This is a genomic window from Pseudoalteromonas sp. NZS127 (assembly GCF_015864805.1).
Taxonomy (GTDB): Bacteria; Pseudomonadota; Gammaproteobacteria; order Enterobacterales; family Alteromonadaceae; genus Pseudoalteromonas; species Pseudoalteromonas nigrifaciens.
On record NZ_JADYWN010000002.1, the window covers coordinates 297120 to 322721 of the forward strand.

Here is a 25602-nt window from a genome sequence, read left to right on the forward strand (position 1 = left end):
ATGATAGGGTAATACGAATATTGCTTTAAAATCGATTCACTAAAAATAAAGAAAACTTGATTTAAAATAATGAATACACCTACGCAAATTACATTATCTAATTCATTGGTTAATAACCTAACCTCTAATGCGCCTAAGCATAACTTAACCTCGCTTCCTGGCGAGATGCTTGCGGCAAAAAACATTCAGTTTTCTAAAGAATCGATCACCCTAGATGTATTAATAAATAAGCACTGGCAAACTCTCAGGCTTGGTATTACAACTGCGCCAAAAAACTTAGACAAAATAGCCAGTGCGAGCATACAGCTCAGTAACGAGGGCAAGTCACTTGCAATTACCCCCAACAATACAAGGCTTACACTTAATCAACCGGTGCAATTACAGCAATTTTTAAATTATATAAATACCGGAAGCGAGTTACAAAATAATCCTATGCCGGCGCAGGTCGTATTAACGCCTACACCCAAGCTGGTAATTGAAAAGCTTAATGCCAGCATTGCAATTAATAAAGAGGTAGCGCAACTGCTGGCCGCAGAGCAACCATTAAAAATAATAATTAGCACTAATAATAAAGGCGCGCAGCTAGACGTTATCAATCGCTTTGCTGAATCCGTGCATACACAACCCATAACTCAAGCAAAGCTAGCAAGTTTACTTGCGCAAAATTTGCCAAATGCACAGCTACAAGCAACCCCTAAATTTGCAATTTTAACGCATGCACAACAAGCAGGTTCATTTAAGCTTAATATAAACAATAATCAACTTAACCAACTTTCGCATACCGTAACAAACGTAAACTTGAGCAGCCAAGCCAACAAACTGTTAATTCAAACTAATATAAACAGTACCACTGTCATACTTAAAAACTCGTTCACAAAACCGTTTAATCAACTAATTTCGGCGCAGCAAAGCAGCGTATCAACAAGCAATTTAAATAACCCTACTAGTCCATTAATAGCGGCTAATAACAGCCCTATTGATTCTTGGTTAAAAAGTAGTTTTGGTGAACTAAAAACGCGTATAAATGATGCAGTAAAGTACTTCGAAAACAAACCTTTTGCCGCTATAAATCAAACGGTAACAGGTATTAATAAACTAAATGTCACCGAGCAGTTAAACCAGCAACCTAACCAGTTGCCACCTTTAGTGCAGTTAACCCAATTAATAAAATCAAGTGTTAGCCTATGGCAGTTGCCAACAAGCATGCTCTTTGCAACAACGAGCAATGGCAAACTAAGTTCGCAAAATCAATTACATCCTTTAGAAGCTAAATTACTCGCTCCACTGCTAAACCAACTCAGTGCAGCTAGCGCAATAAACATACCCAATAACACGCCGCTTTTAAGCAGCAAAATAGCAGATATTGCACAGCAGTTATCGCAGCAACCAGCCGACTTAACGCGCCTCGTAAATCAGGCATTTAATCGGATGGTTTCTAGTAACAATTTGCACCCAACAGCTATACAGCGCGAAATTCTTGCCACATTACAACCAACGCAACTGACAAACGACACGCTGCAAAGCAGTTTTAGTAAGGGATTAGAGCAACTTGCAGTAAGCATTTTAGCCGCGCCTATTATTAGCCAAACAACTACACCTATTAGCATTAATAATCAAACCGGCTTAGATGCACTACTGCAGGTGTTATTACCCACATTTAAAACCGGCAACTCTGGTGCTAAATTACTTGAGCAACTGCAACAAAGCCAAGTGCAAGCACTTGCGGGGGAGTTAACACAAGTTAAAAATACCCTTGGCCAAGTAAATGTTACCCCTGCTAATCAGCTAGCCGACTCAAACCCCTTGGTAAACTTTTTATTACCAATGAAATTACCGCCAGAAGCGGCGCAAACAGAAATAACATTAGGCCAATATAAAAAGCCCAGTGGCGATAAGCTAGCAGGAAAAAATGTCTGGTTTGTTAGATTAAACTTTGATTATGCACAGCTTGGTCAGTTACAAATTACTGCCGAATTAATGGATAAAGCACTTGATTGCCAGTTATTTGCATCAAGCCAAGAAGTGACCGCTATGGCTCATCCGCATCTTGATAATTTAAGATCAAAATTAGCCAAGCATGGTTTGCAAGTAGGTGATCTTACTTTAAAGCAAGGCGATGCAAGCCATCAAGCTTTTTATAAATCGCATGCCATTATTAATATTAAGGTATAAAAATGAGTGACTCAGCCAACAACAAATCTGCGATTGGGCTTTTATATGCAGCCGGAAACTCGCCAATGGTAAGTACCAAGGGCTTTGGTAAATTAGCTGATGAAATAATAGCAGCGGCTGAAAAAAAAGGCATTATGATCCATCAAGATGAAGCATTAGCCAAAACGTTATCACACTTAGAGCTTGGGGAAGAAATACCTAAAGAGTTGTATTATGTAATTGCTGAGCTAATTGCATTTTCGTATGTATTAAGAGGGCAATTTCCGCCAGGCTGGCAAGACTTTCAAGGTAAGTTAAATATTAAGGCGTAGCTTTAACAGCATTAAAAAGCAAAAAAGACGCTAAGCGCCTTTTTGTTTATGCAATGAAAACAGCAGTTCTGCTTCTGCTCTAGGTAATTCGCATTCACGAATTACTTCTTCTAAATCAGCTCCAAGTTCGACCATTTTTACAGCACGAGAATAAATTTTTGCATCTGGATCGTCATACTTTTGCGCTGCTTGTTGTTGAGTTAGCTCTTCATTTTGCTGTTCAACTTCAAGTACTCGCTTACCAATACTTAATAACCCAGTGCGCAACTCTTGTACCTCACTGCGTAAAATATTAATTTGCTCAGCCGAGTCTTTAAATTGCTGCAGCTGAGAGGTAAGCTCACTTGCATAGCTGCTTTTAAATAGAATGATCATCGCCAATGCTATAAGGGCAACAGCTAACGCTATAATTGCTAAACTGAGTAATAACATAATTTTTAGTGGTAAAGCTTATAAATCGCTCAACTCATCCCATTCGTCGTCACTAAGTAGCTTATTTAAATCAACTAAAATAAGTAACTCGTTTTCGCGATTACACACACCCTGAATAAACTTAGCGCTTTCTTCTGTGCCTACATTCGGCGCACTGTCTATTTCTGAGCTTCGCAAATAAACCACTTCAGATACGCTGTCGGCTAAAATACCAATAACTTGCTCTTCAGCTTCAATAATTAAAATTCGCGAATTATCTGTTGCATCCGTACCGGCTAAACCAAAACGGGCACGAGTATCAATAACCGTAACCACATTGCCACGTAAATTAATAATACCAATCACGTACGAAGGTGCACCAGGTACAGGGGCTATTTCAGTGTAGCGTAATATTTCTTGCACTTGCATTACGTTAACACCGTAAGTTTCGTCTTCTAACTTAAACGTTACCCACTGTAGTATTTCATCATTATTATCTGCATTTTTATTTGCTGACAGTAACTTATCTTGGTTCATGCTGTTTCCCCGTAATGGTCATTACTACTGACGGCTGTCTAGGCCTTTCTCTAATAATGCATTTAAATTATTTACATCTATTAAAGCGCACATTTTTTCTTTAATAACACCGGCAAGCCATGGGCGCTTACTTTGGTTTGTACGCCATTTTACATCTTCTTTACTCAATGTAATGTTATTTATTAGCTTTTCTGCCAATAATCCCCACTGACTGTCGCCTAGTGTAATTAAATACTTGTAGTTAAGTGACGCCTCTAACTTTTCGTCATACTTTTCTGGCATAACCCAACGTGCGGTATCAACCACATTAAGTTTTTCATCTCTATTGAGCATAACGCCTTTAAACCACTTTGGTTTACCAAATAAATGATTTACTTCACTTAATTCATGTATACCGCCTAACGCTTTAAGCGGCACAGCTAGCGTTAATCCTGCCACTTCAAAAAATAAGGCTTGAAACTGCCCGTCAAAATAATCAGCTTGGCTTTGTGCGGCTAATATTTGCTCGGCCGACAGTGTTTGCTCAGCAGAGGTAACTAGAGCTTTGATTTCTTGCGCTATCGGCTTTTTAATAACTTCTGGCACAGCTTGCTCAAATACTGGCGTACTTTGTGTGCTCTGCGCTTCTAAATCTGGGTGTTCAGTTTTTTTATCCGTTACTTGCTCAAGTAATTTTGCAACGGGTTCAAGATTATCTACAGGCTCGTCTTCGCACAATAACGCGCCTAGATATTGAGTCATTACTTTTTCATTAGCAAATAATTGCTTACTCATTGATTAACCTTGTTCTATTAAATAGTCGAGCAATGCCTTGTAGGCATATACCCCGCGAGACCGTGGACAAAATTCACTTGGAACTTGTTGCGCTAAACTGGCGTCTCTAAATTTGGTATCTACCGGAACAACGCCCGGCCATACTTTATCAGTATAAGTATTTTGCAGTGTTTTATATGCCTCTAACGAGGCTTTCGTGCGCTTATCGTACATGGTGGCAATTATAGTATATTCATAGCTTTTAGCTTGAGATGTTTGCATTAACTGCATAGTACGCATCATTCTGTCGAGCCCCTTTAGCGCTAAAAACTCGGTTTGTACCGGCACTAAAATGCGTTCACTCGCAGCTAGCGCATTAACCATTAATACGCCAAGTACTGGGGGGCAATCGAGGATTGCATAGTCGTAATATTCGCTTATTTTTGCAAGCGCTTTTTTTAATATTAATCCCATGCCGGTTTTATTGCCCATACTTCTATCTAGGGTAGCAATAGCCATAGTGGCGGGTAATATATCTAAGTTTTCAATACTAGATGGACATAATGCTTGGAGTATTTCTTCGCTTTGCATGCTAGTTCCGCGTACAAAAATATCGTATACGCTAACCTCTAAATCCTCGGAATCAATGCCAAAGTAATAGGTTAATGAGGCATGAGGATCGGTATCAATCAATAATACGCGCTTACCTTGAGATGCTAAAATACCTGCAAGGCTAACCGCGGTTGTGGTTTTCCCTACTCCACCTTTTTGATTTGCTACAGTCCAAATCTTCACATTGCATCCTAATTACAGTTCATTTCGAGTCGATATACGAATACCGCCATGGGGTAAACGAATTATTTTTATTGTATTATCGTCAGAGGGTAATTCTGCTTCAGGCTCAGGTTTAACGACTACTTGTTGCGGCTCAACGCTTACTACTTCTGCTGTTGGTGGCAACCCATATTTAGATAGGGCAATAACTACTTTGCGATTTTCAGCACGCCCTTGCTTAGTATCGTTAGTGGCAAAAGGAGAATATTGACCATATCCCTCAATCGCCATTCGCGCTGAATTTATACCTAGGCTTTCAAGCTCAACTAAAACGGCTGTTGCACGCGCCACCGACAACTCCCAATTCGAGCGGTACATTTCATTACCTATGGTTTGGTTGTCAGTATAGCCGCGTACTCTAATATAGTTATCTACCGGAGCAATAATATCTTTAATTATTTTAACAACTTGCTTAGCGCGAACTTGCGCTACACTACTGCCACTTGAAAATAGCATGCCAGAACTAAGCTCAATGATCAGCCAATCTTGGCTGAGTTCTAAACTTGCTTCACCATCGCGTATTTCATCTATTAATGACGATTGCAGCTTAGCCAACAAACTATCGAGTGGTTTGCCAAGGTGTTTTTGATCAATATTACTGGTATCGCTTTGTCCGTCCAGCAGCTTTGGCCCGTGTTCTTCTTTTAAAATACTTTCGCCGTAGAGCACCTCTTGCTCTGGGGTTACTCTGTCTGTCAATATTGCGTCGCCATTAACCCCAGTTCCTTGCTGCGAATGTTGACGGGCTGACTTATCAAATACATAACCAATCGAATCGGACAGCACTTGAAATTTCTCTTCTTTGTTAATTGCTATTGCGTACAAAACCACAAAAAAGGCAAACATAATCGTCATATAATCAGCATAAGACACCAGCCAACGTTCTGTGTGTTGACTTTTAGTAGTGGTGTTGCGCAAGCGACGACGTAACATAATAGCTGCTACTCAACCACGACATTTGGGCGGTCAACCCGATAGGCTTCAAGCTTTAATTCAATACTTACTGGGCTTTCGCCTTGGCTTATTGCAATTACGCCCTCGGCAAGCATTTCGTGATAAAGCATTTTTTGCTCAACCCGTTGCTTTAACTTATTAGCCATAGGTAAAAATAATAAATTAGCTAAACCCACGCCATAAATAGTTGCTATAAAGGCAGTGGCAACACCGGCTCCAAGCTTTTGCGGATCTGTAATAAACGACATTGCCTGAATAAGACCAAGCACGGCCCCTAAAATACCTATGGTCGGACTATAACCGCCCATAGCTTCATAAACACGACTTGCCTCTAGCAGACGTTCGCGCTCTAACAGTAAATCTATTTCTAACGTATCGCGCAGTTTTTGATCTGAGCAACCATCAACTAATAATCCAAGCCCTTTTGCAGCATAGGCATCTGGGTGGGTAAGCGCTTCGTTTTCAAGGGCTAAATAACCTTCTTGACGTGCTTTATGTGACCATCCTTTTACTTGCTCTATGGCATCTTCAATATTGTATTTAGGCGATACAAAAACCCAGTGCGTAATTTCTAGCATCTTTTTAAAAGTACTGGCTGATGTTTGTAACATTACAGCACCCAATGTGCCGCCCAGTACAATGATCAACGCAGGTCCGTTAAATAATGCCGATACCACACCGCCCTCTAACGAGTAACCTATTGCAATGGCGCCTAAGCCAATAAGTAAACCTAGTACGGAAAGCTTATCCACAGCCCACCTCTGTCTTTAAACGTATTGCTACTTCATCTAATGGCAAACTTTCGCTCGCTAAACCAGCATTAGCAATTGCTTGTGGCATACCATAAACAACACAACTTTTTTCATCTTGTGCCCAAATGGTTGCCCCTGATTGTTTAAGCATACGAGCGCCTTCACGCCCATCTGCGCCCATACCAGTTAATACTATAGCTAATACATCACCTTGATACGCTTTAGCGGCACTGGCGAAGGTTACATCAACGCTTGGTTTGTAACTAATGCGCTCGCTGTTATCTTCAAAAACTCGTAGTGTTCTACTTGCCCCACGACCATCAATCATCATTTGCTGGCCACCCGGTGCTAAGTAAGCCACACCTGCTTGCAGTCGATCTCCTTGCTGCGCTTCTTTTACCTGAATTTTACACAAACTATTTAAGCGTGCCGCAAAAGCCGGAGTAAACGCAGCAGGCATATGCTGAATTAATAATATAGGGTGCGGAAAGTTAGCAGGAAGCTGAGTTAATATAGTTTGCAGCGCAACAGGTCCACCGGTTGATGTGCCAATTGCAACTAGTTGATAGTGCTTGCCACTCGCGCGCTTTGTTACTATTGCACTGCGACTAGTTACTGGCGAATTATTAAAGCTTCGCTCTGGTTGTACTACTGTTGTTGCTGTTTTATTTGTTTGTGCAAACCTTGCTGCTAATGCGCTTGGCGCTGAAGTAGGTGTAAATAAAGGTTTGTTTATACTGGAGGGTCTAGGGCTAGCAACACGTCTAATACGTTGGCGGCCAATTTCTTTTACTTTGCTTTGCAGCAGCTTAATGGCATCTTCGTTATTGCGAGCAATGTCTTCAAATTTTTTCGGTAAAAAATCCATAGCACCAGCATCAAGTGCATCTAAAGTTGCAGTTGCACCGGAGCGAGTTAACGAAGAAAACATTAAAATTGGCGTCGGGTTACTGGCCATAATTTCTTTTACAGCACTTATACCATCCAACACCGGCATTTCTACATCCATAGTGATCATATCAGGACGTAAACTAGCTGCTTTTTCTACAGCATCTCGGCCATTTACGGCAAAGCCAATTACTTCAATCTCGCTATCTAATTCAAGAATCTCACTCACTCGACGGCGAAAAAAGCTCGAATCATCAACAACTAAAACTTTAACGGCCATTTTGCTCTCTTATTTTTATTGTGTAGACGTATAAAGTATACGTCTACTTTATTATTTACCTGCGTAGTGTTTTAACATACTCGGTACATCTAATATAAGTGCAATACCACCATCCGAAGTAATAGTGGCACCTGCCATTCCAGGCGTACCTTGTAATAAAGCGTCTAACGGCTTAATAACCACTTCTTCTTGACCAATTAACGAATCAACCACAAAGCCAACTTGTTGTGTACCTATTTGCACAATAACCACATGCCCTTGCGCTTTACGGCTTGTACGATCGGCACCTTTCACTAGCCAATGCTCTAAATAAAATAAAGGCACTGCTTTTTTACGAACAATAATAGTTAACTGACCATCAACCACATTCGTTTTAGTAAGGTCTAAGTTAAATATTTCACTTACTCCTGCCAATGGTAGTGCAAATGTTTGCTCACTCACTACCACCATTAAGGTAGGTAAAATAGCCAAAGTTAACGGTACTTTAATTTCAAGTATAGTGCCCACACCTAGTTCTGACTCTATGCTAACCGAGCCATTTAACTGGGTGATTTTAGTTTTAACCACATCCATGCCAACACCACGACCAGAAATATCAGATATTGCTTCTTTGGTAGAAAACCCTGGCGCAAATATCAGATTGTAAGCTTCGGTGTTAGACAAACGGCTTGCTTGCTCTTGATCAAGCACACCTTTTTTAATTGCTATTTGTTTTAGTTTTTCAGCATCCATACCTGCGCCATCATCTTTAATGGTAAGCAAAATATGATCCCCCTGCTGCGAAGCAGAAAGCGTAACGGTACCTGTTCTCGGTTTACCCGCAGCTTCACGATCATCTGGCATTTCTATACCATGATCAACCGAGTTACGTACTAAATGCACTAATGGATCGGCCAGTGCCTCAACTAGGTTTTTATCTAAATCGGTTTCTTCGCCAACCAGCAATAAATTAATATCTTTATTTAAGGTACGTGCTAAGTCGCGAACAACACGCGGAAAACGGCCAAATACTTTTTTGATTGGCTGCATTCGCGTTTTCATTACCGCGCCTTGCAAATCAGCTGTAACAACATCTAAGTTAGATATTGCTTTACTCATAGATTCACTTTCTGAACTGGTGGCTAAACTCACTAAACGATTACGTACTAATACAAGCTCGCCCACCATATTCATAATTTGATCAAGGCGTTTAGTATCAACCCTTACTGTCGTTTCAGCTTGTGCAGGCGGCGCTTTTTTAGCAACTGGCGCAGCGGTATTGGTATTAGCACTTGCTGCTACAACAGCCGCTTGTGGCTGCTTAACTTTATCAACTGCTACTGGTGAGGATTTAACTACAGCTGCTTTAGGAGCCGTAACTTTATTTACAGGTGCAGGTGTTGCCGCGCTTTCTTTAGATTTTGGCGCCGCTCCCTTGCCATGCAGCTCATCTAGTAAAGCTTCAAACTCATCGTCACTTATTTCATCATCGTTAGTGCTAGCAGCCGGACTTTGAGCTGCTTGAGGTTTTGGGGTTTTATTTACCGCACCAAAACTTCCTACTCCGTGAAGCTCATCTAATAAGCTATCAAATTCATCGTCGGTAATATCGCCACTTAAGTCGCTGCTATTACTTAATGACTCTTTTATTGCAGGGCCTTTACCTTTGCCATGAAGTTCGTCAAGTAAGTTTTCGAATTCATCTTCGCTAATTTCATCAATATGCGCATCGTTTGCTGTAGCGTTTGTTGCTGCACTGGGTGCATCAAACAACTCATCAAATGCAAAAGGGTCATCATCTAAATTAGCATCTTGCGTTATTACTGGCGCAATAGTGTCACCACCAAGCTCTTCTTCTGTGGGCGGTAAACCTAATTTATGTAATATTTCGAGTAACTGAGGATCGGCAGGCTCTGGTTGCTCACGATTTTTAATCGTAGCAAACATTTCGTTAATAGTATCAAGTGCTTGAAGTATAACATCCATTAACTCAGAGTTAACTGTTCGCACTTTTTGACGCAGTAAGTCAAACACGTTTTCTGCGCCATGACAGGCATCTACCAGCTCTGACATCGCTAAAAAGCCCGCGCCACCTTTAACAGTGTGAAAGCCTCTAAAAATAGCGTTCAATAATTCAGTATCTTCTGGGTTATTTTCCAGTTCAACTAATTGTTCAGATAAAAGCTCAAGGATTTCTCCAGCTTCAACTAAAAAATCTTGTAATATATCTTCATCGACTTCAAAGCTCATGCAGTTACTCTCCTATTAGAAGCCCAAACTTGATAAAAGATCATCAACTTCGTCTTGATCAGATACAACATCATCACGCGATTCTTTATCAATAATAGGGCCTTCTGGGCCTGCTAATGCTTGTGCGGCAATCGAGTTTTCTGTTTTTTGTTGCTCTTGGTTATCGTTTTCATCTTGTGCTGCAAACGCAGTTAACAGATGAATTAAACTTTCTTCAACTTCGCGTACCAGCTCAATAACACGGCGAATTACTTGTCCGGTTAAATCCTGATAATCTTGAGCCATTAACACATTAGTCATTAATACTTGCAACTCATCGGTTTTAAGATGCGAGCTGTTCATAAATTTATCAATGCTATGACACAATGTTTTAAATTCACCAAGTTCAAGATCGCGGCTCATTAACCGATCCCAGGTTGGCTTGATATGCGAAATATCATCAGCTAACTGCTGGGCTAAAGGCAGGCTCGCTTCAACCGCATCCATGGTTTTGTTGGCGGCGTTTTCTGTCATTTCTATGACATAGTTAAGTCGCTTTTTAGCATCCGGAATGGCATCAGTGGTTAAATCTGTTATGCGGGTGTCAAGCTCAAAACCCTTTAAAGACTCGTGCAACTGGCGCGTTAATTTACCTACTTCTGCAAACAAATATGATTGTTCTTGAGAGGCAGTTTCTAAAATTAACTGATCAGCTTTATGTTGCTCACCGTTTTCTAAAAAAGTGACCAGCTGACGTGCTTGCTCTAAAGTAATCTGAGGCGCAGCAGGTGCTGACATAAGCCTCTCCCCTTATTAACCTAAGCGTTCGAACACTTTTTCTAATTTAGTTTTTAATGTACCCGCAGTAAATGGCTTAACAATATAACCATTAACACCTGCTTGGGCTGCTGCAATAATTTGCTCTTTTTTAGCTTCTGCAGTAACCATTAAAACCGGAAGATGCTTTAATTTGTCATCTGCGCGTATTGCTCTTAACAAGTCAATACCTTGCATGCCCGGCATATTCCAATCTGTTACTACAAAGTCAAATGATTGATTTTGCAACATAGGTAAAGCAGTTGAGCCATCATCTGCTTCTAAAACATTGGTAAACCCTAAATCACGCAATAGGTTTTTAATAATACGTCTCATCGTTGAAAAGTCATCAACAACAAGAATTTTTATGTTTTTATCCAAAACATCCTCCAGTGAGGCCTAAACCTGTATTTACTTACTTCTAATTTATCCAGTCATTGATTTTTGCTTTTAGCTTAATCATCGCCTGACCATGTATCTGACTTACACGCGACTCACTTACATCGAGTATCTGTCCAATTTCTTTTAAATTCATTTCATCGTTATAGTACAACGAAAGCACCATTGCATCTCGCTCTGGTAGGGATTTAATTGCACTTAATAAAGATTCATTAAACCTTTCATTTTTAACATTATTAAAGGGTTTGTCTAGTGCTAAATCGTGCCCAACAGGTGTTATAACATCCTCATCAATACCTAAATCTTCTATTCCCAAGATTTTACTGGAATTAACATCGGTTAAAATATGATGATATTGCTCTAGTGTAATTTCAAGCTTTTGGGCAACTTCACTGTCTGTAGGTTCACGATTCAGGCTGCTTTCTAATGCTGAAATAGCTTCTATAACCTGGCGGCTTTTACGATGTACTGAGCGAGGAGCCCAGTCTCCACGGCGCATTTCATCAAGCATAGCGCCCCGAATACGAATACCCGCAAAGGTTTCAAAACTAGCGCCTTTAGTGGCATCAAAGTTTTTTGACGCCTCTATTAATCCTATCATTCCTGATTGAATTAAATCATCGAGTTGTACACTAGGGGGTAAACGAGCAATTAAATGACATGCTACTTTTTTTACTAATGAAGCATGCTTTTCAACAATCATATTTAAATTTTGTGTTGATTCATATCCCATAGCTCTATTCACCAATGTAGTCATAGTTAGCCGTTAACGAGTTTCTCAATGAAAAATTCTAAATGACCCGAAGGCTGGTTCGGTATTGGCCACTTTGTTATTCTTGTTGCTAATGTTTTAAAGGCAAGTGCAGCTGGAGAACTAGGAAACAGTTCAACAATTACTTTTTGACGACGTGTTGCTTTGCGCATATTTTCATCATAAGGAACGGTTGCAACCAGCTCCATTGATATATCTAAAAATCGGTCTGTAACCTTTGATAGCTTTGCAAATAACTCTTGCCCTTCGCGTAATGAACGCACCATGTTGGCAACAATTTTAAATTTATACACGCCATGTTCGCGGCTTAATACTTTGATCAGTGCATAGGCATCGGTTATTGAGGTAGGCTCGTCACATACCACAACCAAAACATCTTGTGCAGCGCGAGAAAAACTCAGCACCATATCCGATATACCGGCAGCGGTATCAACAACTAATATATCAAAATCAGTATTGAGTTCGCTAAAAGCACGAATAAGCCCAGCATGTTCTGCAGGCGACAACTCAACCATACTTTGTGAACCCGAAGTCGCTGGTACTATTTTTATCCCAGCGGGGCCTTCTACTAGTATTTCATCAAGCTCACATTCGCCAGATAACACATGCGATAAATTACGCTCAACACGTAGTCCAAGCATTACATCACAATTGGCTAAACCCAAATCGGCATCAAGCACTAACACTCTATTGCCTTGCTGACCTAAAGCGATCGCAGTATTTAACGATACATTTGTTTTTCCAACGCCACCTTTACCGCCAGTGACGGCGATAACCTTAACGCCGTTATTATTATTTTTGCTCATTTTACGCAGGCCGCTTGCTTGATCTAATACTGTGTTAATCATACATCTCTACTGTGCTCGACGCCACTGATTGGTGTCGTGAATGTTGTACTTTTGTTCTCTTTAAATATAATTGCTCAGCTTTTTTCACTAGTTTTTCTGCATTTGCAACTCGAATATCTTCAGGTACTCGTTGACCATTAGTAAGATACCCTATTGGCAGGCGATTTTGAATCGCAATACTAATTATCTCGCCTAAACTTAATGATTCGTCGAGTTTAGTGAAAATACAACCGCTTAACTGTACTTTTTTAAAGTGTCTTACGGTTTCTTGTAACACATTTATTTGCGCAGTGGCACTTAATACTAAGTAATTACGAATATCCACACGCTGATTACGCATTAAGGTATTTAGCTGCTCAGTTAAACGTAAATCACGTTGGCTCATACCTGCGGTATCTATAAGTACTAAGCGCTTGTTACGTAAATGATATAACACTTCAGCCAGTTCGTTCGCATCTTTAACTTGTTTAACCCCACAGCCTATAATACGGCCATATGTTGCAAGCTGCTCGTAAGCACCAATTCTGTAAGTATCGGTAGTAATTAGCGCTACTTTATCAGCACCATATTTTTGTGCACCTAATGCCGCGAGCTTAGCCACTGTAGTGGTTTTACCTACACCGGTTGGGCCAACTAATGCGTAAACACCACCTTGGCGCAAAATTTCATTATTCGTGGTTTGCATCTGATCTTCAACCATAGTTAACAGCGCTTTCCAGCCCTGCTGACGCGGAACATCTTCAGGTACAAAACAAGCCATTTGCTCAGCAACTTCTTTATCGATTCCCATGCCTACTAAGCGGTCAATCATGCATGCGCGCGTTGGGTCACGGCGCGCCATATCTTGCTGCATTAAACCCGACACTTGGTGCTCTAATAACTGGCGAATTGCGTTCATTTCTTCACGCATTGTGCTCATTGCTTCACTTTCGGTATTTTTAGTCGTGTGTGTTTGCGCAACTGGCGTGTCTAATTCATCAAAATCACGGTCTAGGTCATCAAAACCTAAGCTGTCAGCTTGCGTTTGTGGGCGTGCTTGCGCGGCTTCTTCACGCGCAAACATATTTGTAGGGCGTTGTTTAGCGACCGGCTCTTGATAATGCTCTGAGGTATCTATACCTGATTGCGAAAACATTGAAGCCAATTCTGCTGAACGTGGACGCGGCGACTGGCGCTCTAATAATGCTTGTAAGCTGTCGGCTACTTTTGCTTGTGGCTCAGGTCTAGCACGCTGTGGCTCTGGTTTTACAAAGTTATGCATGCTTTGCGAGTGGGCAGAATGTGCCGTACGCTGCTGCAGCGGCGCACTTTGTTGTGGCGCGGCGGCTTTAGGGGCTGCTTTGTCATAATCAACTGCTGCGACAATTTCTACGCCGTTTGCGAGCTTTTTATTAGACATAATAACCGCATCAACACCTAGCTCATCTTTAACTTCTTTAAGTGCTGTGCGCATATCTTTAGCAAAAAAACGTTTAATCTTCATGGTTCAACCCCTTTAAAATCTTATTGTTGGCCTACTGAGCTAACAATCTTGATCTGCCTTTCGTCTGGTATCTCTTGATAAGACATCACTCGCAATCCTGGAATGGTGTACTTAACAAAACGAGATAACACAGTGCGTAACATTCCTGACGTTAACAGTATTGAAGGTTCACCGGCCATTTCTTGATTTTGATGCGCTTCGTTTAATGACACTTGAAGTCGCTCTGCAAGTCCTGGCTCTATTCCGGCACCTTCGTCGCCTGCATTTTGTAATGACTGATGCAACATCTGTTCCAACTCAGGCGCCAAGGTTATGACAGGGATTTCTGAAGACATACCGACCGCATCTTGAACTATTAATCGACGCAGTGAAATACGTACCGCAGCGGTTAAAACATCTGGGTCTTGGCTACGCGGGCCATACTCTACAAGGGTTTGTACTATTGAGCGCATATCGCGAATAGCTACACCTTCGTTTAATAAATTTTGTAAAACTTTAACTATGGTAGTTAATGGCAATACATCAGGCACCAAGCCTTCTACTAACCTTGGGTGACTTTTTGCTAGCATATCTAATAGGTTTTGTACTTCTTCGTGGCCTAATAATAACGCCGCATTATTGGTGAGCAATTGGCTAATATGAGTGGCAACCACAGTCGCCGAATCAACCACGGTATAACCAAGCGATTGCGCTTCATCTTTTTGATCAGGCTTGATCCACACAGCATCTAAACCAAAAGCCGGATCTTTAGTTTCAATCCCTTTTATAGGACCAAATACTTGCCCCGGATTAATTGCCAATTCGTCGCCGTGTTTTAGTTCGCCTTCGCCACTTGATACGCCCATTAAGGTAATTCGGTATGCATTTGGGTCTAGCTCTAAGTTGTCGCGTATATGTACCGGGGGCACTAAAAAGCCTAATTCTTGAGAGAGCTTTTTACGCACGCCTTTAATGCGGTTTAGCAATTCACCACCTTGGGATTGATCAACCAATGGAATAAGTCGGTAACCTACCTCTAAACCAATTACATCAACCTGCTGCACATCGTCCCAGCCTAACTCTTTTTGCTCTTGCTTATTGGCAATGCCTGTACCTGCTGCGCTGCCATTAGCGGTTTCCTCAGCAAGTGCTGCTGCCACTTTTAATTTGTTTTGTTGGGTGTAGTAAGCTAAATAACCTAATAATGCGCCCAAGCTTAAAAACGCTACGTGTGGCATACCAGGTACTAAACCCATAATAATTAAAATGCCTGAAGCAATAAATAACGACTTTTCGTTACCGAGTTGTTTCTTAAATTGATCGCCCATGTTGTGCGACTCATTTTGACGCGTTACAACAATAGCAGTACCAATAGAGAGTAATAATGAGGGAAGTTGTGCAACTAAGCCATCACCTATGGTAAGCAAGGTATAAATTTCCATGGCACTGCCAAAGCTTAAATCGTGTTGGATCATGCCAACAAATAAGCCACCAACAATATTAATAATTAATATAACAATACCGGCAATAGCATCGCCTTTAACAAATTTACTGGCACCATCCATAGAACCATAAAAGTCGGCTTCGCGGGTAACTTCTTCACGGCGCTCTCGGGCTTGCTCGGCGCTAATAAAGCCCGCATTCATGTCGGCATCAATTGCCATTTGTTTACCCGGCATAGCGTCAAGGGTAAAGCGCGCCGACACTTCAGAAATACGCCCAGCACCTTTAGTAATTACCACAAAGTTTATGATAATCAAGATTAAAAACACCACTAAACCTACCGCATAGTTACCACCAATAACCACAGAGCCAAAGGCTTCAATTACTTTACCGGCAGAGTCACCACCATTGTGGCCCTCAAGTAATACTACTCGGGTGCTGGCAACGTTAAGTGCCAAACGCATAATAGTGGCGATTAGTAACACAGCCGGAAACATACCAAATTCAAGTGGTTTCATGGTGTATACAGTTACCAGTAACACCACCAAAGCAAGGGCAATATTAAAAGAAAATAATATATCAAGCAGGAACGGAGGAAGAGGTAAAATGACCATACCCAGCGCAGCAAGTACCATTAATGGTGTACCTACGCCTTTGGCATACTCTTTTTTATCTTTGTTAAGTTGTTGTAATACCGCTTTAAATCCCATAACCCTACAATTTCAAAAAATTGACACTACTGTGAAATTGCAATAACTATTCCAAGTTATAGGTTATTTAAATTAATACTGATAATCGTCAGGAATAGGCAGTTTTTTATTAAGTTTGGTGGGGCGTTTTCCGCGCCCTTTATTAAAGCGCTTAAGCTGAAACACATAAGCTAATACTTGCGCAACTGCGGTAAATAATTGATCCGGGATTTGCTCCCCCACTTCTGCAGTATGATAAAGTGCTCGAGTAAGCGATGGCGATTCTAAAATAGGCACTTCATTACCAATCGCTATTTTACGAATTTGCATTGCCATTTCATCAATTCCTTTGGCAACTACTATAGGTGCTCCGGCGCGTTCGGTGTCGTACTTTAAAGCCACAGAGTAATGGGTAGGGTTAGTTACAATAACATCGGCATCGGGCACATCTTGCATCATACGTTTTTGCGACATTTGCCGCTGGGTTTGCCTTATGCGCGCTTTTATTTGTGGGTCACCCTCTGAGTTTTTATACTCGTCTTTTACTTCTTGAAGGGTCATTTTAAGTTGTTTATTGTGGTTATAGCTTTGAAACGGCGCATCAATCGCAGCAATAATAATTAAGGTACAAGACAAGCCTAAAAACATCCAAGCCAATATTTCTAAGGCATGAATAATATTACCTGGGGCGCTTTCTACACTTAAGTGCAGTATTTCATCAAAAAAGGTATTAATTAAAAACACTGCAAAACTGGCAACTAAACCAAACTTTAACAGCGACTTTAACAGCTCCACCCCAGCTTGTGGGCCAAACATACGTTTAAAGCCTTTAGCTGGCGACATTTTACTGGCTTTAGGTGCAGCAGCTTGCCAACTAAAATTAAAGCCACCTAGCATGGTGTTACCAATAAAAGCAGCTAATACAATAATTAATACAAACATTGCCATAGGAAATATCAGCGCATCGGCCACTTCGCCCCATACAGCAAACATTTTGGTGGTGTCGTAGGTTTCGTTACGGTTTAGGCTAAGCATTCTACCCATTACGTTATACAAACCTTTACCAATTTCGGGGCCGTACATGAGCAACGAAATAGCCGAAAAAATAAGCACAAACATAGTGCCCAACTCTTTGGATCGCGCTATTTGACCTTTCTTTTTGGCATCCTCTACTTTTTTGGATGTGGGTTCTTCGGTTTTTTCTTGTCCAGAATCTTCAGACACAATAACCTCCTAAGGCGAGCAGCCCACTAATGAGCACATTAACTCGACCATTTTTAGCCACTGAAACTCAAACTGCGATACAAAGTTACCTAAGGTCGCCCAAATAATGATAAGCCCAGCAACTAACGTAAACGGAAAACCAATAGAAAAAATATTTAGCTGTGGCGCGGCGCGGGTCATAATGCCAAACGACATATTAATTACCAGCATAGCGGTAAGCGGTGCCAGTGATAGCACCAGCGCTGTAGTAAACATCCAGCCGCCCCAGGTTACTATGTCCCAGTAATGATCCACCGACCACCAATTACCATCAATTGGCAGCACTTCAAAGCTGTGTACCACCATTTGAATCATCATTAAGTGACCATTAAATACAAAAAATAATAAGGTCGCTAAAATAAGGTAAAACTGCCCTACTGCAGGCACACTTAAACCATTGGAGGGGTCAACCACAGAGGCAAAACCAAGACCCGTTTGCATAGCCAGTATTTGCCCAGCTAACACAAAGGTATTTAACAATAAGGTAGATGCAAAGCCAATCGCAATGCCTATTAGCATTTGCTGAATAACCACTAAAATCATTTCAAACGAAAACAAATTAGTAAAGGTAGCAGGCGGCAGCATAGGCACAGCAACAAAAGTAACAACAATTGCTAAGCCCATTTTTATACGTGTGGGTACGTTTTTAGCGCCAAGGCCAGCCATTACCATAATCATTGAGCTAATGCGCACTAATGGCAGTAAAAAGTCACTCAACCATTGAATAACGACAGCAAACGGTAATTCCATACTTAGCCTGCAATTTCAGGAATAAGTAATACTAGGCGGGTAAAAAAGTCCATTAACTCTTGGGTAAACCAGTGGCCGCCAACAATAAGCGCACTTATAGTAATTAGTAAGCGTGGTAAAAAACTCAAAGTTTGCTCGTTAATTGAAGTTGCAGCCTGAAACACGGCAACCACTAAACCCACAATTAAGCCCGGCACTACAATAGCAGAAACCAATTTAATTACTAAAAACAGCGCGCTACTTAAAATATCAACAAATACTTCTGGTTCCACGGCATACTCCTAGTGCGTAATTAGCTTAGTGTTAAGTAAGGTCATGTGCCTAAACCAAAGCTTTTTGCCAAGGTTCCCATCACTAAGCTCCAGCCATCAACCAACACAAACAGCATTATTTTAAACGGCAAAGACACTATCATTGGCGATAACATCATCATACCCATGGCCATTAATACCGACGCCACCACTAAATCCACGATTAAAAAAGGAATAAAAAACATAAAACCAATAATAAAGGCCGTTTGCAGCTCACTGGTTACAAACGCCGGAATAAGTACAATTAACGGCGTGGCCTCTGGCGAGTCTAACTGATCGTATCCTGCTATTTTGGCAAAGGTTTCTAAATCTTTAATACGCACCTGCGACAGCATAAAGGCTTTCATTGGCTCTTTTGCTAGCTCCAATGCTTCCATTGAAGTGACTTGCTCGCTTAGGTAGGGCTCTATAGCGCGCTCGTTCACTTGCTGATAAATAGGCGCCATAATAAAAATACTTAAAAATAAAGACATGCCTAGCAATACTTGATTTGAAGGGGTTTGTTGTAAACCTATGGCTTGGCGTAAAATAGCCAGCACTACAATAATACGGGTAAACGAGGTCATCATGATTATAGCCGCCGGAATAAAGCTCAGCGCGGTCATAATAGCCAATACTTGCAGCGTTACCGAGTAATCTTGGGTGCCATCTGCATTTGTGGTAATGGTTAGTGCGTCTATTCCTTCTGCACTTACATTTGGTACAAACAGCATGACAAAAATAAGAAGCAGGCATTTAGTCATAATTTTAATTCTTTTTATTTTGATTTGCTTGTGGATTTAAAAGCTTACTAAAGCGTTTTGCTAATTCTGGTAGCTCTTTTTCACTCAAAGGTGTATCTAATTTATGTAAATAGTTAATGCTGTGCGGGGTAACCCCTAACAAATGTTGTGTGTTGTCTATTTCTACCACCATTAAACGCTCACGCGAGCCCAGCGGTAAACTACGCACTACTTTAAATTCATCACTATTTGCTAAATTTGGATTAAACTTTTTCACAAAAAATGCCAGTACTATAATTAGCACCAGCACCATAACAAGCGATAACACCATAGAGAGAATATCGCCTGTGGGTGTTACCTGCTCTGCTTTTGTAAATACCGAGCTGGTTAAAGCAACAACCATACTCATCGTAATTTTTTGATCCGTTCTACTTGGCTAATTACGTCGGTTAAACGAATACCAAACTTATCGTTTACTACCACCACTTCGCCATGGGCAATTAAAGTACCATTAACCAGTACATCTAACGGCTCACCTGCAACACGGTCAAGCTCTACCACCGAGCCTTGGTTTAATTGTAATAAGTTACGAATATTAATTTTAGAGCGCCCTACTTCCATAGAAATAGTCACAGGTATATCTAAAATTGTATCGAGCTTGCGTTTTTCATCGCCACTGATCTCGTGTTTTGCATCACTTAATTCATCGAGTTCAGTTACTTTTGCTTGGCCACTGTCATCAGTACCCTCAGCTTCGGCTAAAGCTGCTGCCCATTCATCCATAGTGTCTTGATCATCGCTCATACGTTTAACCTTTTAATCAATTACCAGTCTAAGTCTACACCGTCAGAGAGGTGTAAATCATCTTCTAGTTCTGCTAATTCTGCATCTGAATCAATTTTCTTGCCGCCTTTGGTAAATACATGCAGCTCAGATTTAACTGAATCAGGTCGTTTAATTTTTTCACTAATTTGCAGCGCAACACTATCGCGTGAGCGGCCCATTTTAGCTCTAAATGTCGGTAACTCTTCAACAAATACAGTTATATGCTCAGGCATTTCTACCGGAATAATATCACCCGCTTTAAGTTCCATTATTTGTTTTAGCGTTAAATCCACTTCCAATAACTGAGTAGATAACTCAACCTCTACGTCCATTATTTCATCGCGTAGTGCCTTACTCCAACGTAAATCGGTGTCTTCGGTATCCGATTGCACACCCGCGTCAAGCAGCTCTCTAATTGGCTCCAGCATAGAATAAGGTAGAGCAATATGAAAGTCCCCTCCGCCGCCATCCAATTCAATATGAAAAGAGCTAATAACCACCACTTCGGTTGGGCTTACAATGTTAGCCATAGCAGGGTTTACTTCAGAATCTAAGTATTCAAACGATACATCCATTACCGGTGCCCATGCTTCTTTATAATCTTCAAAGATTATTTTTAGTAACATTTGCACAATGCGTCGCTCTGTAGGGGTAAATTCACGCCCTTCAATTTTTGCATGGTAGCGGCCATCACCACCAAAAAAGTTATCAACCAAAATAAACACTAAACGTGCTTCCATGGTTATAAGGCCGGTGCCTTTTAAAGGTCTAAAACGCACCATATTTAAACTAGTTGGCACAAACAAAGTATGCACATACTCGCCAAACTTAATCATTTGCACGCCATTTATAGACACCTCAGCGGTGCGGCGCATCATGTTAAATAGGCTAATTCGCATATGACGAGCAAAGCGTTCGTTAACAATTTCCAGTGTCGGCATTCGTCCACGTACGATCCGATCTTGCGAAGAAAAGTCATACTGAAGCGTATTGCCTTCACCGTCTTCACCTTCGGGTATATCTTCCTCGTCAACGTCATCAACACCATGCAATAACGCATCAATTTCGTCTTGGGATAATAAATCGCTCACGCTAGCCCCTTATTGCATCACAAAGCCGGTAAATAATACCCGCTCAATTACTTTACTGCCTTCAACGTCCATTAAGCTAGCTTGTACTTTTTCTAGTGCTGCAAAGCGTAAGTTTTCTTTACCTACACTGGTGCTTAGTTCGTCAGCCGTGGACATAGAAAATATACTTAATAATGTACTTTCTATTAGTGGAATATGCTTTTTAGCGGTTTCTTCGTTTGCTTCGCCGCGCACTAATAATTCCACTTTAATTTGCACAATTCTATCGCGACTAGAGCCCGGTATGTTAAATACAAAAGGTCTTGGCATTGCAACATAAAGTGCGCTGCCTATTTTGGCCGATGAGCCTGTAGAAGAGCTTGTTTGCTGTGCTGTAGCGGCTTCATCATTTAACGTTTCCGCTGGCGTGTCTGAGCCCGAAAGCAAAAAATAACCAACAACAGCTGCAACAATAACAAGCAATACAGCTGCAATAATTACTATGATTTTCTTTTTGCTGTTACCTGTTTCTTCTATTTCTAAATTAGTCTCTTCAGCCATGATATTTCCTTTATTAGCAAAGGTACTTGCTTGTTTTAGCTATTATAATAGCAGTACTTAGGCATAGTAATCTATTGATGATGACGTTTGTTGTCGAGAACTTGGCATTTGTGTATTAATTTGCTCATCGTTTTCATCAGTAGTCAATTCATTATTAGCTAAACGACGACTATCGTTGTCATCATTTTGCTCTGCTCCTTGCCCTCCAGGCTCACCATAAGAAATAGTACTTTCGCCTAAATCTATACCTTGCTGGGCAAGCATTTCGCGTAAGCGCGGAAGCGATTGTTCAAGCGCTTCTTTAGCTTGCTGGTTTTGTACTACAAAGTTTATTTGTGCTTGCTCTGCATCGCTTCTGATGCGAATTTGCATACTGCCCATTTCTGGTGGGTCGAGACGAATTTCTGCTACTTTATTATTTATGCTAAGCATAGAGCTCACTCGCTCTTGCAACATTTTTGCCGCGTCACTTTTTATAATATTAAGCGCTTGCATAACACCTGGGTCCAAGCTTGCTTGTTTAACTTGCGCTGTGCTTTGTAATTGCCCAGCCTGCAACGCTTGCATATCAATTATAGTTTGCTCATACCCTACACTATCGTATAGGCCTAAACCATTTACCGTACTGGTAATTTGCGTCAATAATTGTGCTGCTCGGGGTGATAACTGTTCAGTGTTATTTTTTTGCAATGACTCTAACGATTTAGTGAGTTCTTTATCGCTAAGCGCATTTAATGCTGTTTTATCATCTGCAGATATTAATACTTTTTTATCAATCGATGCGCTTAGCTCTGTAATTGTTTGCTTAATACTTGCTAGTTGCTCACCTTGGGGCTGCTCATTTTTAATATAGCTATTTAACTGGCTCAGTAGCGCTTGTTTTTCTGGTGTGGTCAAAGCATTTATTTGAGAATTTAAGGCCTGTTTAGCCGTGTCTGCCGCGCTTGCTTTATCACTTTCAACAACATATTGAGTAAGCATTTGCTTTAACGTTGCTAGGTTGTCGTTGCCATTGGGTTTGCTACTTGCCTGCAGCTGCGTAGTTAATTGCTCATGCTGCTCGGGTGTTAGTTTAGCAAGTAACGGATCTGCTTTAATTGCCTCGCTATCTTTGCTTAGCAAGTTCATTACTGCGGCATCTACAGATTGTTTTTGCGCTGTTGCATCGCCTTTATTATTTGCAGTGGCCATACTTTGAGATAAGGGCATTAGCTTTTCGTTTGCCGCCTCAGCGCTTGCTGCAACATCGCTAAGCACACCTTTTTGCGGTGCAATTACAATAGGGGCAAGCTGATCATCAGGCTTCCCTTTTAATTGCTTAGCGTCTTCATCTAAAGCCTCGGCTTTAGCATCAGCGTTCTTTTTAACTGTGGTGTCTATAGTGTGCGCAGCATTTATTTGCGCCAACATACTATCGCCCGAAACAGCATCGTCTTGTGTTTCAGGCTGCTCAGCCTTAGCATTGCTAGCGCCTGCTTTAGCTTTGCTGTTATTATTGTAAGCCGCTTTATTGGCATCTTCTAACTGATTAAAAAAACCAGTATCAGAGTCATCATTACGTCTTGAGTTACTCGTTTGTTTATTAGAGTAAGCGTCTTGCTCAGATACCGCTAACATTGAAATATCATTAATCGTCATAAATCACCTAATATAAAGCGGCAACAAACCACCCAATAATGCCTAAAATTATAGTTCATTTAACAACAAAGCAATTAACGTGCCTGTGTTTATAAGGTACAAGCTTTTGTTAAAGCGGTTAAAGTACTCGCTACTTACTAAAGTCGATTGTTGTGTCGTTGAAAAAATTGATTAGCCGAAAATTCATCCAACATTTTTTGCTCATTTTTAGCCACTAGCACATCGGCCTTTAACTGTTGTTTTTCTATGAGTTTAGCGACTGCTTTAGCCTTAATTTGCTGCTTTAACCACAGGGTTTTACGCTGGCTAACCACTTGTTTTGCAGTGTTAACTGTATTGGCTTGTTGGCGAATTGCTTCTTCTATTTTAGCAATAAATGCATGAAACTGACTAAACCCAGCACTTGATAAGCCCGACTGCCCTTTAATGTGTAATTGCTGGGTGTATTCCAATCTAAAGTTATTTAAACCTTGGAGTTTTTGCTGGTTTGCCTGCAAATTTTGATTCGCCTGCAAATAGCTCATCCGCAGCGTTTCTTCTTTATCGTTTTCAATCTTTAGTAATAAATGCAGTTTGTTTTTAGCCATTATGCTTGCCCTAATAACTGCGCTAGCCCTTGCAGGCCGTCGTCGTAACTAATTACATCACGCATGCCTTGCTGTAAGAAGGCATTTACTCTTGGCATCATATTTATGGCTTGATCAAGCATTTGATCTGTCCCTTTTTGATACGCACCTAAGGTGATCATGTCTTTATTTTGCTGGTACATAGAATATACCTGCTTAAGCACTCGCGCTTGTTGCATATGCGTCTCAGATACCACTTGTGGCATCACTCGCGAAATGGATTTTTCTATATCAATTGCCGGGTAATGACCGCTGTCGGCCAGTTCCCGCGAAAGTACAATATGGCCGTCGAGTATAGCGCGCGCCGCATCGGCAATGGGGTCTTGCATATCATCGCCTTCACTTAGTACGGTAAAAAAGGCAGTAATAGAGCCTTGCCCTTCTCCGCCGTTACCGGCACGTTCCACCAGCGCTGGCAGTTTTGCAAACACCGAAGGCGGGTAGCCTTTAGTCGCCGGTGGCTCGCCTACTGCAAGTGCTATTTCACGCTGCGCCATGGCATAGCGCGTTACCGAATCGAGCAATAACAAAACGTTTAATCCCTGATCGCGAAAGTACTCTGCAATTGTTACCGCACTTTCGCAGCCTTTTAAACGCATTAATGGTGAAGAATCTGCCGGTGCTGCTACAACCACTGAGCGTTTACGCCCCTCTACACCAAGTATTTCTTCAATAAATTCTTTTACTTCGCGGCCACGCTCGCCCACCAGCCCCACCACAATAACATCGGCTTCACTACCACGAGTCATCATACCAAGCAGTACCGACTTACCTACACCCGAGCCTGCAAACAAGCCCATTCGCTGGCCTTGTCCTACTGTTATTACTGAATTTATAGCACGCACGCCTACATCCATAGGCTGGCTTATAGGTCGTCTTGAAAGAGGGTTTATCGGTTTTTGGGCAAACTTAAGATAGTGCTCGGCATTAATTTTACCTAAACCATCAAGAGGACGACCTAAGCCATCAACTACGCGGCCCAGCAAACTCATGCCTACAGGTAAACCTGTGTCGTTAAGTTGGGGGATCACCCGAGCACCAGGGAGCACCCCCGATATATGATCGTTTGGCATTAAATATAAGGTTTGGTCGTTAAAACCAACTATTTCGGCATCAACAAAGCCGTTCATAGTTTCTATTTTACATTGGCTACCTACAGGCGCACGTAAGCCTTTAGCCTCAAGGGTAAGGCCAACTACTCGTGTTAAAATACCCGCTACAGCAAGTGTTGGCGGTTTAATATGCTGTTTGTATTGAGATAAGCGTTCGCTTAATGAAACATCTAAAGCAGACATAACAGACCAATA

At 41.3% G+C, this 25602-nt stretch carries 27 protein-coding genes; 2 read left to right on the forward strand and 25 right to left on the reverse strand.

Going from position 1 to position 25602, the window contains the following annotated elements; genetic code table 11:
• Positions 1-69: 69 nt before the first annotated feature.
• Positions 70-2172 carry a flagellar hook-length control protein FliK gene (gene fliK / locus I6E78_RS03285; protein ID WP_197181914.1) on the forward strand — a complete coding sequence of 701 codons (2103 nt, stop codon included), beginning with the start codon at positions 70-72 and terminating at the stop codon, positions 2170-2172.
• Between the two features lie 2 nt (positions 2173-2174).
• Positions 2175-2483 carry an EscU/YscU/HrcU family type III secretion system export apparatus switch protein gene (locus tag I6E78_RS03290; protein WP_011327513.1) on the forward strand — a complete coding sequence of 103 codons (309 nt, stop codon included), beginning with the start codon at positions 2175-2177 and terminating at the stop codon, positions 2481-2483.
• A gap of 30 nt (positions 2484-2513) precedes the next feature.
• Here I6E78_RS03290 and I6E78_RS03295 read toward each other — a convergent pair whose 3' ends face one another.
• From I6E78_RS03295 to fliI, 25 genes are all read right to left on the reverse strand, one after another.
• Entirely contained in the window at positions 2514-2915 is a 402-nt protein-coding gene (locus I6E78_RS03295; RefSeq protein ID WP_011327512.1) for a DUF2802 domain-containing protein, read from the reverse strand.
• An 18-nt stretch (positions 2916-2933) separates the two neighbouring features.
• Positions 2934-3431: a chemotaxis protein CheW gene (locus I6E78_RS03300; protein ID WP_011327511.1), complete on the reverse strand. Its 498-nt coding sequence runs from the start codon at positions 3429-3431 to the stop codon at positions 2934-2936.
• Positions 3432-3455: 24 nt separating this feature from the next.
• On the reverse strand, positions 3456-4205 hold the full coding sequence (locus tag I6E78_RS03305; protein ID WP_182683996.1) for a chemotaxis protein CheW: 750 nt from the start codon (positions 4203-4205) through the stop codon (positions 3456-3458).
• 3 nt (positions 4206-4208) lie between these two features.
• A complete protein-coding gene (locus I6E78_RS03310; protein ID WP_011327509.1) occupies positions 4209-4979 on the reverse strand; it encodes a ParA family protein in 771 nt (256 codons plus the stop codon).
• 12 nt (positions 4980-4991) lie between these two features.
• On the reverse strand, positions 4992-5951 hold the full coding sequence (locus tag I6E78_RS03315) for a flagellar motor protein MotB (RefSeq protein WP_197181915.1): 960 nt from the start codon (positions 5949-5951) through the stop codon (positions 4992-4994).
• An 8-nt stretch (positions 5952-5959) separates the two neighbouring features.
• The gene (locus I6E78_RS03320; RefSeq protein WP_058372798.1) at positions 5960-6724 is read right to left on the reverse strand and encodes a flagellar motor protein; all 765 of its coding nucleotides are present in this window, start codon (positions 6722-6724) and stop codon (positions 5960-5962) included.
• Positions 6717-7892, reverse strand: a complete 1176-nt coding sequence (locus tag I6E78_RS03325; RefSeq protein ID WP_011327506.1) for a protein-glutamate methylesterase/protein-glutamine glutaminase — start codon at positions 7890-7892, stop codon at positions 6717-6719. Before I6E78_RS03325 ends, I6E78_RS03320 begins: the two co-directional genes overlap by 8 nt.
• 51 nt (positions 7893-7943) lie before the next feature.
• Positions 7944-10121, reverse strand: a complete 2178-nt coding sequence (locus tag I6E78_RS03330; protein WP_011327505.1) for a chemotaxis protein CheA — start codon at positions 10119-10121, stop codon at positions 7944-7946.
• A gap of 15 nt (positions 10122-10136) precedes the next feature.
• The gene (locus tag I6E78_RS03335) at positions 10137-10898 is read right to left on the reverse strand and encodes a protein phosphatase CheZ (protein WP_011327504.1); all 762 of its coding nucleotides are present in this window, start codon (positions 10896-10898) and stop codon (positions 10137-10139) included.
• Positions 10899-10913: 15 nt separating this feature from the next.
• Positions 10914-11297 (reverse strand): chemotaxis response regulator CheY, encoded by a 384-nt coding sequence (gene cheY, locus I6E78_RS03340; protein ID WP_011327503.1) that lies wholly within the window; start codon positions 11295-11297, stop codon positions 10914-10916.
• 40 nt (positions 11298-11337) lie between these two features.
• The gene (locus I6E78_RS03345; protein ID WP_011327502.1) at positions 11338-12048 is read right to left on the reverse strand and encodes an RNA polymerase sigma factor FliA; all 711 of its coding nucleotides are present in this window, start codon (positions 12046-12048) and stop codon (positions 11338-11340) included.
• 26 nt (positions 12049-12074) lie between these two features.
• Positions 12075-12935, reverse strand: coding sequence for a MinD/ParA family ATP-binding protein (locus I6E78_RS03350; RefSeq protein ID WP_011327501.1), 861 nt, complete (start codon positions 12933-12935; stop codon positions 12075-12077).
• Complete coding sequence (gene flhF, locus I6E78_RS03355) at positions 12928-14418, reverse strand: flagellar biosynthesis protein FlhF (RefSeq protein WP_193038479.1); 1491 nt, start codon at positions 14416-14418, stop codon at positions 12928-12930. Before flhF ends, I6E78_RS03350 begins: the two co-directional genes overlap by 8 nt.
• A gap of 20 nt (positions 14419-14438) precedes the next feature.
• On the reverse strand, positions 14439-16550 hold the full coding sequence (gene flhA / locus I6E78_RS03360; RefSeq protein ID WP_197181916.1) for a flagellar biosynthesis protein FlhA: 2112 nt from the start codon (positions 16548-16550) through the stop codon (positions 14439-14441).
• Between the two features lie 72 nt (positions 16551-16622).
• A complete protein-coding gene (gene flhB / locus I6E78_RS03365; RefSeq protein WP_197181917.1) occupies positions 16623-17753 on the reverse strand; it encodes a flagellar biosynthesis protein FlhB in 1131 nt (376 codons plus the stop codon).
• A 9-nt stretch (positions 17754-17762) separates the two neighbouring features.
• Positions 17763-18542 (reverse strand): flagellar biosynthetic protein FliR, encoded by a 780-nt coding sequence (fliR, locus tag I6E78_RS03370; protein ID WP_011327497.1) that lies wholly within the window; start codon positions 18540-18542, stop codon positions 17763-17765.
• Between the two features lie 2 nt (positions 18543-18544).
• Positions 18545-18814 (reverse strand): flagellar biosynthesis protein FliQ, encoded by a 270-nt coding sequence (gene fliQ, locus I6E78_RS03375; protein WP_011327496.1) that lies wholly within the window; start codon positions 18812-18814, stop codon positions 18545-18547.
• Between the two features lie 41 nt (positions 18815-18855).
• Positions 18856-19596 (reverse strand): flagellar type III secretion system pore protein FliP, encoded by a 741-nt coding sequence (gene fliP / locus I6E78_RS03380; protein WP_089367877.1) that lies wholly within the window; start codon positions 19594-19596, stop codon positions 18856-18858.
• A gap of 4 nt (positions 19597-19600) precedes the next feature.
• Entirely contained in the window at positions 19601-19984 is a 384-nt protein-coding gene (gene fliO, locus I6E78_RS03385; protein WP_197181918.1) for a flagellar biosynthetic protein FliO, read from the reverse strand.
• Entirely contained in the window at positions 19981-20379 is a 399-nt protein-coding gene (gene fliN, locus I6E78_RS03390; RefSeq protein WP_011327493.1) for a flagellar motor switch protein FliN, read from the reverse strand. Before fliN ends, fliO begins: the two co-directional genes overlap by 4 nt.
• Before the next feature lie 20 nt (positions 20380-20399).
• Positions 20400-21491, reverse strand: coding sequence for a flagellar motor switch protein FliM (fliM, locus tag I6E78_RS03395; RefSeq protein WP_011327492.1), 1092 nt, complete (start codon positions 21489-21491; stop codon positions 20400-20402).
• 9 nt (positions 21492-21500) lie between these two features.
• Complete coding sequence (gene fliL, locus I6E78_RS03400) at positions 21501-22031, reverse strand: flagellar basal body-associated protein FliL (RefSeq protein ID WP_197181919.1); 531 nt, start codon at positions 22029-22031, stop codon at positions 21501-21503.
• Positions 22032-22088: 57 nt separating this feature from the next.
• Positions 22089-23669 (reverse strand): flagellar hook-length control protein FliK, encoded by a 1581-nt coding sequence (locus I6E78_RS03405; RefSeq protein WP_197181920.1) that lies wholly within the window; start codon positions 23667-23669, stop codon positions 22089-22091.
• Positions 23670-23806: 137 nt separating this feature from the next.
• Positions 23807-24256: a flagellar export protein FliJ gene (gene fliJ, locus I6E78_RS03410; RefSeq protein ID WP_041454359.1), complete on the reverse strand. Its 450-nt coding sequence runs from the start codon at positions 24254-24256 to the stop codon at positions 23807-23809.
• A complete protein-coding gene (gene fliI, locus I6E78_RS03415) occupies positions 24256-25590 on the reverse strand; it encodes a flagellar protein export ATPase FliI (protein WP_011327488.1) in 1335 nt (444 codons plus the stop codon). Before fliI ends, fliJ begins: the two co-directional genes overlap by 1 nt.
• Positions 25591-25602 lie beyond the last annotated feature (12 nt).